The organism is Bradyrhizobium murdochi (genome assembly GCF_000472965.1).
Classification (GTDB): Bacteria; Pseudomonadota; Alphaproteobacteria; order Rhizobiales; family Xanthobacteraceae; genus Bradyrhizobium; species Bradyrhizobium murdochi.
In genome coordinates, this window is record NZ_AXAU01000001.1 from 381,358 (window position 1) to 395,033 (window position 13,676).

The 13,676-nt window shown below is 62.5% G+C and carries 12 protein-coding genes and 1 pseudogene; 12 read left to right on the forward strand and 1 reads right to left on the reverse strand.

The features are described from left to right. From nuoL to YUO_RS0102065, 12 genes and pseudogenes are all read left to right on the forward strand, one after another. The gene (nuoL, locus tag YUO_RS0102010; protein WP_028345790.1) at window positions 1-2,067 is read left to right on the forward strand and encodes an NADH-quinone oxidoreductase subunit L; all 2,067 of its coding nucleotides are present in this window, start codon (window positions 1-3) and stop codon (window positions 2,065-2,067) included. Continuing rightward, window positions 2,067-3,575: an NADH-quinone oxidoreductase subunit M gene (locus tag YUO_RS0102015; protein WP_028345791.1), complete on the forward strand. Its 1,509-nt coding sequence runs from the start codon at window positions 2,067-2,069 to the stop codon at window positions 3,573-3,575. Before nuoL ends, YUO_RS0102015 begins: the two co-directional genes overlap by 1 nt. A gap of 10 nt (window positions 3,576-3,585) precedes the next feature. Continuing rightward, window positions 3,586-5,022, forward strand: coding sequence for an NADH-quinone oxidoreductase subunit NuoN (gene nuoN, locus YUO_RS0102020; RefSeq protein ID WP_028345792.1), 1,437 nt, complete (start codon window positions 3,586-3,588; stop codon window positions 5,020-5,022). 61 nt (window positions 5,023-5,083) lie between these two features. After that, the gene (locus YUO_RS0102025) at window positions 5,084-5,896 is read left to right on the forward strand and encodes a biotin--[acetyl-CoA-carboxylase] ligase (protein ID WP_028345793.1); all 813 of its coding nucleotides are present in this window, start codon (window positions 5,084-5,086) and stop codon (window positions 5,894-5,896) included. Further along, window positions 5,896-7,566, forward strand: coding sequence for a ribonuclease J (locus YUO_RS0102030; protein ID WP_028345794.1), 1,671 nt, complete (start codon window positions 5,896-5,898; stop codon window positions 7,564-7,566). Before YUO_RS0102025 ends, YUO_RS0102030 begins: the two co-directional genes overlap by 1 nt. Before the next feature lie 67 nt (window positions 7,567-7,633). Continuing rightward, window positions 7,634-8,038: a methylmalonyl-CoA epimerase gene (gene mce, locus YUO_RS0102035; protein WP_028345795.1), complete on the forward strand. Its 405-nt coding sequence runs from the start codon at window positions 7,634-7,636 to the stop codon at window positions 8,036-8,038. 6 nt (window positions 8,039-8,044) lie between these two features. Next, on the forward strand, window positions 8,045-8,320 hold the full coding sequence (locus tag YUO_RS0102040) for a DUF1467 family protein (protein ID WP_028345796.1): 276 nt from the start codon (window positions 8,045-8,047) through the stop codon (window positions 8,318-8,320). Between the two features lie 22 nt (window positions 8,321-8,342). Further along, window positions 8,343-8,951, forward strand: coding sequence for a class I SAM-dependent methyltransferase (locus tag YUO_RS0102045; RefSeq protein WP_028345797.1), 609 nt, complete (start codon window positions 8,343-8,345; stop codon window positions 8,949-8,951). A gap of 141 nt (window positions 8,952-9,092) precedes the next feature. Next, window positions 9,093-10,402 (forward strand): annotated as a pseudogene (gene mtnK / locus YUO_RS39530) (S-methyl-5-thioribose kinase). Window positions 10,403-10,644: 242 nt separating this feature from the next. Next, on the forward strand, window positions 10,645-11,127 hold the full coding sequence (locus YUO_RS0102055; RefSeq protein WP_028345798.1) for a hypothetical protein: 483 nt from the start codon (window positions 10,645-10,647) through the stop codon (window positions 11,125-11,127). A 301-nt stretch (window positions 11,128-11,428) separates the two neighbouring features. Continuing rightward, window positions 11,429-12,220: a carboxymuconolactone decarboxylase family protein gene (locus YUO_RS0102060; protein ID WP_051379182.1), complete on the forward strand. Its 792-nt coding sequence runs from the start codon at window positions 11,429-11,431 to the stop codon at window positions 12,218-12,220. 14 nt (window positions 12,221-12,234) lie between these two features. Then, entirely contained in the window at window positions 12,235-12,627 is a 393-nt protein-coding gene (locus tag YUO_RS0102065) for a putative quinol monooxygenase (protein ID WP_028345800.1), read from the forward strand. A gap of 31 nt (window positions 12,628-12,658) precedes the next feature. Here YUO_RS0102065 and YUO_RS0102070 read toward each other — a convergent pair whose 3' ends face one another. Further along, window positions 12,659-13,552: a LysR family transcriptional regulator gene (locus YUO_RS0102070; RefSeq protein WP_028345801.1), complete on the reverse strand. Its 894-nt coding sequence runs from the start codon at window positions 13,550-13,552 to the stop codon at window positions 12,659-12,661. Window positions 13,553-13,676 lie beyond the last annotated feature (124 nt).

Genomic DNA, 13,676 nt, shown 5'->3' on the forward strand with positions numbered 1-13,676 from the left:
ATGGTTCAGGCAATCGTCTTTCTGCCGCTGCTGGGCGCCATTCTGGCCGGCCTGATCGCGATCTTCGGGGCGCATGCGCGCAATCCGAGCGGCGATGAGGTCAAGCATCACGACCACGGCCATCACGGCCACGGCGATCACGCGCACGCCGCGGAGGCCCCTGACGATCATGGTCACGACGATCATCATGTCTCCGAGCCGCCGGCTCAGGGCTCGCGCGCGGCCGAACTGATCACGACGGGACTGCTGTTCGTTTCCGCGGCGCTCTCCTGGGTGACGCTGGTCGATGTCGGCTTCATGCACCATGACGCCCGGATCGCGCTGTTTCCCTGGATCAATTCCGGCGATCTGCAGGTGTCGTGGGCGCTGCGCGTCGACACGCTGACCGCCGTGATGCTGGTGGTGGTCAACACCGTCTCCTCGCTCGTGCACCTCTATTCCATCGGCTATATGGACGAGGATCCGCACCGGCCGCGCTTCTTCGCCTATCTCTCGCTGTTCACCTTCGCGATGCTGATGTTGGTGACCGCGGACAATTTGGTCCAGCTTTTCTTCGGCTGGGAGGGCGTCGGTCTGGCGAGCTACCTGCTGATCGGCTTCTGGTACCAAAAGCCGTCGGCGAATGCGGCGGCGATCAAGGCCTTCGTGGTCAACCGCGTCGGCGATTTCGGCTTTGCGCTCGGCATCTTCGCCGTCTACATGCTGCTCAACACCACCGATTTCGAGACCATCTTTGCCGGCGCGCAGGGGCTCTCGGGCAAGACCATTAATTTCTTCGGCTGGCACGCCGATGCGCTGACGCTGATCTGCCTGCTGCTGTTCATGGGCGCGATGGGCAAGTCAGCCCAGTTCCTGCTGCACACCTGGCTGCCGGACGCGATGGAAGGCCCGACGCCGGTCTCGGCGCTGATCCACGCCGCGACCATGGTGACGGCGGGCGTGTTCATGGTGGCGCGGCTGTCGCCGCTCTTCGAACTGGCGCCCAACGCGCAGGCCGTGGTGATGTTCTTCGGCGCCACCACCGCGTTCTTTGCGGCGACCGTCGGCCTCGTCCAGAACGACATCAAGCGCATCGTCGCCTATTCGACCTGTTCACAGCTCGGCTACATGTTCGTGGCAATGGGGGCGGGGGCCTATTCGGTCGGCATGTTCCATCTGTTCACGCACGCCTTCTTCAAGGCGCTGCTGTTCTTGGGGTCAGGCTCGGTGATCTACGCGATGCATCACGAGCAGGACATCCGCAACATGGGCGGGTTGAAGGACAAGATTCCCTACACCTACAGCGTGATGGTGATCGGCACGCTGGCGCTGACCGGCTTCCCGCTCACCGCCGGCTATTTCTCCAAGGACGCGATCATCGAGTCCGCCTATGTCGCGCATAATCCGTTCGCGTTCTACGGCTTTGCGCTGACGGTGGTCGCGGCCGGCCTGACCTCGTTCTATTCGTGGCGGCTGATCTTCAAGACGTTCCACGGCGAGCCGCACGACCAGCAGCATTACGAGGCCGCCCACGAGTCGCCGCTGTGGATGCTGGTCCCGATCGGCCTTCTCGCCGCCGGATCGATCCTGGCCGGCTTCCCGTTCAAGGAAGTGTTTGCGGGCCACGGCGTGGCAGAGTTCTTCCGCGATTCGCTCAAGATGCACCCGCACATCATCGACGAGATGCACCACATCTCGCCGCTCATCGCCTTCCTGCCGACGGTGATGATGGTGCTGGGCTTCCTGATGTCGTGGCTGTTCTACATCCGCCGGCCGTATCTGCCGGTCGAGCTCGCCAACCAGCACCAGATGCTCTACCACTTCCTGCTCAACAAATGGTACTTCGACGAGCTCTATGAAATCATTTTCGTTCGCCCGGCGAAGTGGCTCGGCCGCTTCCTGTGGAAGAAGGGCGATGGTTTCGTCATCGACGGCTTCGGCCCGGATGGTGTCTCGGCGCGCGTGCTCGACGTCACCCGCAATGTGGTGAAGATCCAGACCGGCTACCTCTATCACTATGCTTTTGCGATGCTGATCGGCGTCGCGGGGCTGATCACCTGGTTCATGTTCGGCTTGGGAGGCCAGTAATGACAACCTGGCCGATTCTTTCCGTCGTGACCTTCCTGCCGGTGCTGGGCGCGCTGGTAGTCTATCTCAGCCGTGGCGACGACGAAGCCGCGCGGCGCAATGCGCGCTGGATCGCGCTGTGGACCACGCTGGTCACCTTCGCGGTGTCGCTGATCCTGGTCTGGCGCTTCGATGCCGCAAGTGCGGACTTCCAGTTCGTCGAAAAAGCGAACTGGCTCGCCAGCGGCATCAGCTATCACATGGGGGTCGATGGCATCTCGCTGCCGTTCGTGATCCTGACCACCGCCTTGATGCCGCTCTGCATCATCGCGAGCTGGAAGTCGATCACCGATCGCGTGCGCGAATACATGATGGCGTTCCTGCTGCTGGAAACGCTGATGGTCGGCACCTTTTCGGCGCTCGACCTCGTGCTGTTCTATCTGTTCTTCGAAGGCGGCCTGATCCCGATGTTCCTGATCATCGGCGTCTGGGGCGGTCCGCGCCGGGTCTACGCGTCGTTCAAGTTCTTCCTCTACACGCTGCTCGGCTCGGTGCTGATGCTGCTCGCGATCATGGCGCTGTACTGGAATGCCGGCACCACCGATATCCCGACCCTGATGCAAACCGCCGTGCCGCGCAGCTTGCAGACCTGGGCGTGGCTGGCGTTCTTTGCCTCGTTTGCGGTGAAGATGCCGATGTGGCCGGTGCACACCTGGCTGCCCGACGCGCACGTCGAGGCGCCGACGGCAGGCTCAGTGATCCTGGCCGCGATCCTCTTGAAGATGGGCGGCTACGGCTTCCTGCGGTTCTCGCTGCCGATGTTCCCCCTGGCCTCGCATGATTTCGCGCCGCTGATCTTCTCGCTGTCGGTGATCGCCATCGTCTACACCTCGCTGGTGGCGTTGATGCAGGAAGACGTCAAGAAGCTGATCGCCTATTCGTCGGTGGCCCATATGGGCTTCGTCACCATGGGCATCTTCGCCGCGACCACGCAAGGCGTCGCCGGCGGCATGTTCCAGATGGTGTCGCACGGCATCGTCTCCGGCGCGCTGTTCCTGTGCGTCGGCATCGTCTACGACCGCATGCATACCCGCGAGATCGCGGCCTATGGCGGCCTCGTCAACCGGATGCCGCTCTACGCACTGGTGTTCATGGTGTTCACCATGGCCAATGTCGGGCTGCCCGGCACGAGCGGATTCGTCGGCGAATTCATGACGCTGCTCGGCACCTTCAAGGTCTCGATCCCGACGGCGACCTTTGCCACCCTCGGCGTCATCCTGTCGGCGGCTTACGCACTGTGGCTCTATCGCAAGGTCGTGTTCGGCCCGCTGACCAAGCCGTCGCTGGCCAGCATCAAGGACCTGACATTGCGCGAAAGCCTGACGCTGTTCCCGCTGGTCGCGCTGACCATCCTGTTCGGTGTCTATCCGAAGCCGGTGCTCGACATGTCGGCGGCCTCGGTTCAGCAACTCGTCAACAACTACAACGCCGCCGTGACTGCCGTGAAGGCAGCCGCGTTGATCCAGTAAGGCCTTTGCCATGAGCTTTTCGAGTGCAGGTTATCAGTTGCTGCCGGTATTGCCGGAGCTGGTGCTCGCCGTCGGCGCCATGGCGCTGTTGATGCTCGGCGCCTATCGCGGTGCGGAGACGACCAAGCTCGTCACCGGTCTGGCGGTCGTGCTGCTGGTCCTCACCGGCGTGCTGGAGCTGATGCTGCCGGCGGGAAAGCTTACCACCTTCGGCGGCAGCTTCGTCGTCGACGACTTTGCCCGCTTCCTGAAGATCCTTGCGATCATTGGTTCGGCGGTGACGCTGATCCTGTCGACGGAGTTTCTGTCCGATCCGTCCCGGCGCATTTTCGAGTACTCGATCCTGGTGCTGCTCTCCACGCTCGGCATGATGGTGCTGATTTCGGCTGCCGACCTGATCATGCTCTATCTCGGGCTCGAGCTGATGTCGCTCGCGCTCTACGTGGTTGCGGCAAGCAACCGCGATAACGCCAAGTCCAACGAGGCCGGGCTGAAGTATTTCGTGCTCGGCGCGCTGTCCTCGGGCATGTTGCTTTACGGCGCTTCGCTGATCTACGGTTTCACCGGCACAGTCGATTTTGCGGGCATTGCGGCGGCGGTGAAGACCGGCAGCGTCGGCATCGTGTTCGGCCTCGTGTTCCTGCTGGCCGGGCTCTGCTTCAAGGTATCCGCCGTGCCGTTCCACATGTGGACGCCTGACGTCTATGAGGGTGCGCCGACGCCGGTCACGGCGTTCTTTGCCTCGGCGCCGAAGGTCGCAGCGCTTGCGGTATTTACCCGCGTGACGCTGACCGCTTTCCCGGGCATCGTCCCGCAATGGCAGCAGATCCTCGTGTTCGTCGCGATTGCCTCGATGGCGCTGGGTTCGTTCGCCGCGATCGGGCAGAGGAACATCAAGCGCCTGATGGCCTATTCGTCGATCGGCCATATGGGCTTTGCGCTGGTCGGGCTTGCGTCCGGCACTGTGGAGGGCGCGCAGGGCGTGCTGGTCTACATCGCAATCTACGTCGCGATGACACTCGGCTCCTTCGCCGTCATCCTGACCATGAAGCGCAACGGGCAGGCGGTCGAGCAGATCAGCGATTTCGCCGGCCTATCGCGCACCAATCCGATGCTGGCGTTCTTGTTTGCGATGCTGCTGTTCTCGCTGGCCGGCATTCCGCCGCTCGCGGGCTTCTTTGCCAAATGGTACGTGTTCGTGGCCGCGATCAAGGCGGGCCTGTTCACGCTCGCCGTCATCGGCGTGCTGACCAGCGTGGTGGGCGCGTTCTACTATCTCACCATTATCAAGCTGATGTATTTCGACGAGCCGGCCGGCCAGGTCGAGCCGATGCGCATCGAATTGCGCACGGTGCTGGCGGTTGCCGGTATCTTCAACATCTTCTTCTTCGTCTATCCGGGGCCGCTGGTCAGCGTCGCCACGGCGGCGGCGAAGTCGCTGTTTTAGAGTGCATGATCCCAGAAAGCGGGCCCCGGGTTTCGGAGAAGATCATGCGCAGAAATAGGAAATGACTTTCTCGCTCGGTCCCAAAGCTATATCGGCGGGCTACCGTCTCGCCGCTTTCGACCAGATCGGTTCGACCAACGCCGAAGCCATGACGCGCGCCCGGAACGGCGAAGTTGGGCCGACGTGGTTCGTAACGACGGAGCAGACCGCGGGGCGCGGCCGCCGGCAACGCGCCTGGAGCGCGCCGCGCGGCAACCTCGCCAGCAGCATTCTGGAAGTCATGGATGTGTCGCCGGCCGTGGCGGCGACGCTGGGCTTTGCCGCCGGGCTTTCGCTGGAACGCGCGCTGCAGAAACTCAGCATCGAAGCCAATATGCGCCGGGCCGGCGCGGATCCTCTGAAATTCGCCTTGAAATGGCCGAACGACGTGCTGGCTGAGCGGCAAAAGCTCGCCGGCATCCTGCTGGAGGCCGAAGCCGTGGCGGGCAACCGTCTCGCCGTGGTGGTCGGCATCGGCACTAATGTCATTGCCGCGCCCGAGGGCACGCCGACACCAGCGACCTCGCTCGCCGCGCTCGGCGTTCATGTCGGCGCGGAGGAGCTTTTCACGGCGCTGTCGGACGCCTGGGTTGAATTCCGCGGCATCTGGGACAACGGCCGCGGCTTTACCGAAATTCGGAAAGCCTGGCTGGAGCGTGCCTTCGGCCTTGGCGAGCCGGTCGCGATCAGCACGGGAGCTGCGACCGTCGAAGGCACGTTCGACACCATCGACGAGAGCGGTTGCCTGATCGTTCGCAACGCCGAAGGCAAGCGCGCGGCCATCACGGCGGGCGAAGTCTATTTTGGCGCAGCGGCGTCAGTGGGGGCAGCCTGATGGCGCGGCCGGATGAACTGACGTTTGCGCCGCTTGGCGGTGTCGGCGAGATCGGCATGAACCTGTCGATCTACGGGCTCGGCAACCGCCACCAGCGGTCCTGGCTCGCGGTCGATCTCGGCGTCTCCTTCGGCGACGAGGAGCATCTGCCGGGCATCGACCTGATCATGCCCGATATCCGCTTCCTGGAGAAAGAGCGCAACAACCTGATGGGCCTGGTGCTGACGCATGCCCATGAGGACCATTTCGGCGCCATCATAGACCTCTGGCCGAAGCTGCAATGCAAGGTCTATGCGACCAAGTTCAGCGCCGCGCTGTTCGAGGCCAAATGCGCCGCCGAACGCAACCCGCCGAAAATCCCGGTGACCGTGGTGCCATCGGGCGGCCGCGTCGAGATCGGGCCGTTCACCGTCGAGTTCATTCCGGTCGCGCATTCGATTCCGGAATCGCATGCGCTGGCGATCCACACTTCCGTCGGCACCGTCCTCCACACAGGCGACTGGAAGATCGATCCGACCCCGGTCATCGGTCTGCCGACCGACGAGCGCCGCCTGCGCGAGCTTGGCGATGAGGGTGTGCTGGCGCTGGTCGGCGATTCCACCAACGCGGTGCGAGACGGGCGCTCGCCCTCGGAAACCGAGGTCGCCGCCACCATCAAGAAGCTGGTCGGCGCGGCCAAGGGCCGGGTCGCCGTCACCACCTTTGCCTCCAACGTCGCGCGGGTGAAGGCGGTGGCCGACGCCGCCAAGGCCGCCGACCGCGAGGTGGTCGTGGTCGGCCGCGCCATGGAACGCGTGGTGCAGGTCGCCCGCGAGACCGGCTATCTCGATGGCGTGCAGAATTTTCGCGGCGCCGATTATTACGGTCATTTCCCGCCGGACAAGGTGTTGGCGCTGTGCACCGGCAGCCAGGGCGAGCCGCGCGCCGCGCTGGCCCGCATCGCCAACAACGACCATCCGCAGGTGACGTTGAACAAGGGCGACAGCGTGATCTTTTCCTCGCGCACCATTCCCGGCAACGAGAAGGCGGTCGGCTCCATCATCAACGGGCTGATCGTCCAGGGCATCGAGGTCATCACCGACCGCAACGATCTCGTCCACGTCTCCGGCCATCCGCGCCGCGACGAGCTGCGCGACATGATCTCATGGGTGCGCCCGCAGATCCTGATCCCGGTTCATGGCGAGGCGCTGCATCTGTCGGAGCATGCCAAGCTGGCGCGCGCCGCTGGCGTGCCGAAAGTAATGACTTGCCGTAATGGCGATCTGGCCAAGCTCGGGCCCGGCGATCCCGGCATCATCGACGAACTGCCGTCGGGGCGACTCTACAAGGACGGTGCGATCCTGGAGGACTCCAAATCCCGCGCTGTGGTCGAACGGCGGCGGATGGGCTTTGCCGGCTGCGCCTTTGTCGCGATCGCCATGACCGAACAGGGCGAGCTGGCCGAAGATCCCGAGGTTGATCTCGTCGGCATCCCCGAGAAGAATACCGCCGGCGAGATGATCGACGAGATCGTGTTCGATTTGGTGATCTCGACCGTTGAAGGCCTGCCGCGGGCGCGGCGCCGCGACGCGGACGCCACGGCGGAATCGGTGCGCCGCGCGGTGCGGGCGGTCATTGCCGAGAATTGGGGTAAGAAGCCGATTTGCCTCGTTCACGTTCTAACGGTTTGAGGTAAAAGACCTTTCGGGCGGACACTGGTCCTCGCCGGGAGCGCTAGAGGCAGGGAGTGGAGTAATCATGCTGGGCCGGCTCAATCACGTCGCGATCGCAGTCAAGGACGCGGAAAAAGCCGCCAGGATCTATGGCGGCGCGTTCGGCGCCGAAATTTCCGGCGCGGTGCCGCTGCCGGAGCATGGCGTCATCACCGTGTTCGTGACGCTGCCCAACACCAAGATCGAGTTCATCCAGCCGCTCGGCGACGCCTCACCGATCGCCAAATTCGTCGAACGCAACGCCGACGGCGGCATTCACCACATCTGCTACGAGGTGCCCGATATCGTTGCCGCGCGCGACAGACTGATCAGCGAGGGCGCGCGCGTGCTCGGCGACGGCGAACCGAAGATCGGTGCTCACGGCAAGCCGGTGCTTTTTTTCCACCCGAAGGATTTCTCCGGCGCGCTCGTCGAAATCGAACAGGCTTGAATACTGATGGCTTACAGCATCTCCACCGCGCTTGCGATCTACTTCGTGCTGTGGTGGGTCGTGCTGTTCACGACGCTGCCGTTCGGCGTCCGCAGCCAGCACGAGGACGGCGAGGGCGCGCCCGGCACCGATCCAGGCGCGCCGGTGATGGCGCGGATGGGCTGGAAGCTGATGTGGACCACGATTGTTTCGGCCGTAATTTTCGGCATCGGGATGTGGGCGTATCACCAGGGCTATCTGAATATCGAACGGCTGTCGAAGCTGATGGGGCTGCCGTTCTGAATTTTTCGATGTGGCGACGCAAATGGCCTCGAAAGAAGCCGCAGGGATCATCGATCTGTACCAGCGCAAGGCGCGCCACTGGATCGGGAGCCGCGCCCGAACTGGCCTGTTTGAAAAGCCCTGGCTTGACTATTTTCTGGCGCTGCTGCCGCCCGCCAGCCCGATCCTCGATATCGGCTGCGGCTCCGCCGAGCCGATAGCTGCCTACCTGATCGGTCTCGGTCATTCCGTTACTGGCGTGGATTCTTCCCCGGCCATGATCGACGCCTGCCGGAAACGTTTTCCAAAGCAGGAATGGATCGTAGCCGATATGCGAGAACTTGCCTTGCAGCGGGCCTTTTACGGCATCCTTGCGTGGGACAGTTTCTTTCATCTCCATCACGACGACCAACGCCGGATGTTTCCGTTGTTTCGCGCGCATGCTGCGCCTGACGCAGCCTTGATGTTCACAAGCGGGCCTGCGCATGGCGAGGCGATCGGAAGTTTCGGAGGTGAGCCGCTGTATCATGCGAGCCTCGACCCGGCCGAATACCGTTCATTGCTCGACCGGAACGGGTTTCGTGTGGTCTCGCATATCGTCGAAGACCCCGATTGCGACGGCCATACCGTCTGGCTCGCACAGCTCATTTGAGACGTTGGGCCAAGTCGGGACGGGAGAGACGCTGGCCGCCGGCCGTACCTTGTGGCTATGATCCGGTCAAGGAAAGGCCGGATCAAATTTTCTGAAACGGGAGTGAACCGTAGCTCCCGCGCCGGCATGGGGGAGACCGGCATGAGTTCACAGCGACGATCATTGGCTGATCCACGGCAGGGCGACTATCGAATTCTCCATGAAGCCGACCTGCGGGACTACCTCGCAGGGCTTCCCGCGGTCGCGGCCCGCCTCGGCGGCGATCCGGCTGCCTGGTCGATCAGCGAAGTCGGCGACGGCAACCTCAATCTCGTGTTCATCGTCAAAGGGGCAGCCGGCGGCGTCGCCGTCAAGCAGGCGCTGCCTTACGTGCGGCTGGTCGGCGAAAGCTGGCCGCTGCCGCTGTCGCGCTCGCATTATGAATACCTGGCGCTGACGCGTCAGGCGGAGTTGGCGCCTCGGCTGGTGCCTAATGTGCTGCACCACAACGAGGCGCTCGCGCTTGTCGTCATGGAGCTGCTCGAGCCGCACATCATCATGCGCAAGGGGCTGGTGGCCGGCGCGACCTATCCGCGCTTCGTCGAGGACATCACGACCTTTCTGGCGCGCACGCTGTTTCTTTCGTCCGACCTCGCGGTATCGGCCGCCGAAAAGAAAGAGGGCATCGCTGCGTTCGCAGGCAACCATGCGCTCTGCAAGATCACCGAGGACCTGATCTTCACCGATCCCTACCGCGTGGCCGAGCAGAACCGCTGGACGCAGCCATGGCTCGATGCGGCCGCGGCGGCTTTTCGCGAAGACCTCGACCTCCACGTCGCGATCTCGCGGCTGAAACTGAAATTCCTGAACGCGCCGGAAGCTCTGATTCATGGCGACCTCCACACCGGATCGATCATGGTTACGGACAGCGAGACCAAGGTGATCGATCCCGAATTCGCGTTCTATGGCCCAATGGGCTTCGATATCGGCGCGGTCATCGCCAACCTGCTAATGGCTTATCTCGCGTCCGCCGTCACGAGCGGTCGCCTGGCGAGCGCCGTGCGTTCGAGACGTGGGTGCTGGAGACGGTCGAGGGTGTCTGGACGGAGTTCGCCCGCAAGTTTCTGGAGCTCTGGCGAACGCAAGCCGCAGGCGATGCCTATCCGCAGACGCTGTTCGAAGGCGAGGCCGGCGCCGCGCGGCTGGAGGCCGAGCGGCAGGCCTATATGGCGCGGCTGCTTGAGGATACCGTCGGGTTCGCGGCGGCAAAAATCATTCGCCGTATTCTGGGGCTCGCGCACAACATCGATTTCGAATTGATCGAAGACCCGAAGCGGCGGGCCGTGTGCGAGATGCGCAGCCTCCGGCTGGCACGCGCCATGATGGTAGACATGGCCTCGTTTCCGACCATCGTTGCCGTGACCAAGGCAGCCCGGGAAGTGCGCGACTGGCAGCCGGATTTCGCCGGCTGAAAGGGGCACGGAGGGGCAATGTCCGCTGTAGGGAGATACCGGGAGCCGGTATCTCGTTCTTGCAGGCGGGCTGACCTTAGCTTCGATGGTTCCAGAATTAACCGCCAGCGCGGACATCAAGGTTAAATAACAAGCTTACCCAAGCAATTCGGTTGCTCGCTTCCATAGGGAGGCTAACCGTCTAAGCCGTATTTCGAGAGACTTTTTGTGTCTGCTCACTTTTTCATTCAGGGAGCGCTGCCATGGCACGTTCAACAAAGCCGCCGCTTTTAGATACGATCGACCTCGAGCGCGAGATCGAAGAAGAGTTTCGCAAACTGCCGTCAGTTCGCGAATCCCAGCCGACCGACTACGCGCCGCCTTCCGTGCGCGCTCCAGAGTTGGGGATGCCGGATTATGTGGAGCATAGCGACGGCGCCACGGAGATCGGCAAGTTGTCAGCGGAAGCTGTTGTCCGCGAATATGAAGCCGCCGCGAAGGACATCGAGGCGCTGGGCGTTGAGCTCATCGAGCAGGCCAGGCAGTGCGAGGCAATGACTCGCGAAGCGCTCGCAGTGACCGAAGAACTGAAGGAGACCGCGGCGCGCTACCGTACGGAAGCCAAGCGCGTCTTCCTTCAAATTGAGAGCTGCTCGTTGTTAACGGCGGAGGTACGCAAGATCTGCGAGGAAATGAAGGATAAGATCGCAGCTCCGACCCTGGTCGAAACTAAAGCCGGGAAGTAAAGCCCGAGCCATCCAGGTACCGACGATGGTGTTAGCACGCCCGAGCTAGCTTCGTTACAGAGGCCGGCGGCTGAATGTCGTCGGAACGATTAATCAGCTACTCTAATAGCTCCATGCGCATTCTGCCGCCTAATCGAATGGCTCGGCGCTGCCTATAACAAGCACACGAACCAACGCCGGGTCTGACAGCCTGCGTGTTGAAGCCAGTGGTGCGCCGCACCTGTCGGGAAATTCGCGGCCATCGCTCCGCCCAGCCGCGCCTGCGCCACACGGAATACAGGCGAGCGATAGCAACCCATGAATGGAGTTCGATGTGAAATTTGTTCGCACCACGATCGCATCGGCCCTCTTGATAGCATCGTCATTCGCGCACGCGCAGCAACCCAATGTCACGGGCCGGAGGCTGTCGCCGGAAGACGTGCGGCGGGTTGCTCCGGCGCTTGAGAAGTACACACAAGAACGGCTCTACGGCGAGGTCTGGAAACGGCCCGGTCTGAGCCCGCGCGATCGCAGCATTGTCACGGTCGCCGCGCTCATCGCCCGCGAGCTGACCCTGCCGATGGCTTATTATTTCAATCAGGCGCTCGATAACGGCGTCAAGCCAAGGGAGCTTTCCGAGATCATTACGCATCTCGCCTTCTATTCGGGTTGGGCGAACGCCTTTGCGGCGATAGGACTCGCCAGGGACGTCTTTGCCCAGCGCGGAATCGGACCTGATCAGCTTCCTCCCGCGTCGCCTCAGCTCCTGCCGCTGAACGAAGCCGCGGAGGCCGATCGCGTTGCACGGGTCGGGCAGCAGTTCGGCGCCACCTCTCCGGGACTCGTTCAACACACCACCGATGTCCTGTTCCGCGACCTATGGCTACGCCCGGACCTCGCGCCACGTGACCGGAGCCTCGTGACCGTCAGCGCGCTGATCGCATCGGGCCAGGTCACGCAGGTGCCATACCATCTCAATCGGGCGATGGATAACGGTCTGACGCAAGAGCACGCTGCCGAAGCGATCATGCATCTCGCTTATTACGCAGGTTGGCCGAACGCCTTCTCGGCGCTGCCGGTCGCGAAAGACGTCTTCGAGAAGCGTCCCCGCTAATTTAGGAGGCCGACATGAGCGTTAAGCAGCCTCCAATTCTTAGGGCCGCGGTGCTGACGTTATTTCTGTGCGGGCCTGCACTTACCCAGGAGACGCAAAGCCAATACGTGCAGCTAGCAGAATTGGAAATCGATCCCGCTCAGTTGGAAAGCTACAAGGCTGCGGTTCTGGAGCAAATCGATGCAGCTATTCGCCTGGAGCCAGGAGTGCTGGTCTTATACGCCGTGTCTGAAAAGGATAATCCCGCCAACATCAGGGTTTTTGAAATTTATAGGGATGCGGATGCGTACAAGTCGCATTTGGAATCCGCTCATTTCAAAAAATACAAGGCCACGACGGAGAAGATGGTCAAGTCACTCAAACTTGTCCGGACGGACCCCCTTATGCTCGGCGCCAAGGCAAAGTGAGGGCGAGCGGTACGCCTCCTCTTGAACGCTGTTATCCCCGATAGCGCAGCGCGTCGACCAGCAAGGCAAAGGCCGGTGAAGACTGACGGCGGTGAGGATAATAGAGGTGGTAGCCCGACCAAGGCGGGCACCACTCTTCAAGCACGCGCTTCAGGCGCCCCTTCGCGAGATAAGGCTGCGCAATATCCTCCGGCACGAAGCCTAATCCAAGCCCGGCAGCGGCGGCATCCAGCACCTGGAAAATGCCGTTGAAGACGAGCTGGCCCTCGACGCGTACTTTCAGCTCGCGTCCGTCCTTCTCGAACTCCCAGGCATAAGTGCCGCCATAGGTCGGCAGGCGCAGGTTGATGCAGTTGTGGTCGATCAGATCCTGCGGCGTTCGTGGGGCTGCTCGTTTCGTAAAGTAGGATTTTGTGCCGACAACGGCGAAGCGGATGTCCGGCCCGATCCGCACCGCGATCATGTCCTTCGCAATCTGTTCGCCCCAGCGCACGCCGGCATCATGGCGCTCGGCAACGATATCCGTCAGGCCGTAGTCGATAACGATTTCGAGCTTGATGTCGGGATAATCCGGCAGGAATTTCTGCAGCTTCGGCCAGAGGACCGACTTGATTGCGTGATCCCCGGCCGTGATCCGCACCGTGCCAGCGGGCTTTTCCCGAAGTTCGCTCAAGGCCTCGAGCTCGGCTTCTATCTCCTCGAAGCGGGGTGCCACCGTCCGCACCAGCCGCTCGCCCGCTTCGGTCAGCGAGACACTGCGGGTCGTGCGGGTGAGAAGCCGCACGCCCAGACGCCCTTCAATTTGACGGATCGTCTGGCTGAGAGCCGACTGCGACACGCCGAGCTTTCCCGCCGCCTTTGTAAAGCTGTGCTCCCGCGCGACGGCGATGAGGTAGCGAAGATCGTCGAAGCTGCCGCGCGGCATTTATTGCACCACCTTATAAGTCCTTGCAGATTATAGGGACTAGTCGCGGCAGAGCCATCCCCTAATCGTGGCCCGAGGCATCGCGCAACGCGATGCTTCCCGAAGCTGCGCTTCACATCGGACA

Coding starts and splice junctions, on each gene's coding strand:
- nuoN (WP_028345792.1), top strand. CDS start 3,586: ATGAGCTTTTCGAGTGCAGGTTATCAGTTGCTGCCGGTATTGCCGGAG.
- YUO_RS0102060 (WP_051379182.1), top strand. CDS start 11,429: ATGGAGTTCGATGTGAAATTTGTTCGCACCACGATCGCATCGGCCCTC.
- YUO_RS0102040 (WP_028345796.1), top strand. CDS start 8,045: ATGGCTTACAGCATCTCCACCGCGCTTGCGATCTACTTCGTGCTGTGG.
- YUO_RS0102015 (WP_028345791.1), top strand. CDS start 2,067: ATGACAACCTGGCCGATTCTTTCCGTCGTGACCTTCCTGCCGGTGCTG.
- YUO_RS0102065 (WP_028345800.1), top strand. CDS start 12,235: ATGAGCGTTAAGCAGCCTCCAATTCTTAGGGCCGCGGTGCTGACGTTA.
- YUO_RS0102030 (WP_028345794.1), top strand. CDS start 5,896: ATGGCGCGGCCGGATGAACTGACGTTTGCGCCGCTTGGCGGTGTCGGC.
- YUO_RS0102055 (WP_028345798.1), top strand. CDS start 10,645: ATGGCACGTTCAACAAAGCCGCCGCTTTTAGATACGATCGACCTCGAG.
- nuoL (WP_028345790.1), top strand. CDS start 1: ATGGTTCAGGCAATCGTCTTTCTGCCGCTGCTGGGCGCCATTCTGGCC.
- mce (WP_028345795.1), top strand. CDS start 7,634: ATGCTGGGCCGGCTCAATCACGTCGCGATCGCAGTCAAGGACGCGGAA.
- YUO_RS0102025 (WP_028345793.1), top strand. CDS start 5,084: ATGACTTTCTCGCTCGGTCCCAAAGCTATATCGGCGGGCTACCGTCTC.
- YUO_RS0102045 (WP_028345797.1), top strand. CDS start 8,343: ATGGCCTCGAAAGAAGCCGCAGGGATCATCGATCTGTACCAGCGCAAG.
- YUO_RS0102070 (WP_028345801.1), bottom strand. CDS start 13,552: ATGCCGCGCGGCAGCTTCGACGATCTTCGCTACCTCATCGCCGTCGCG.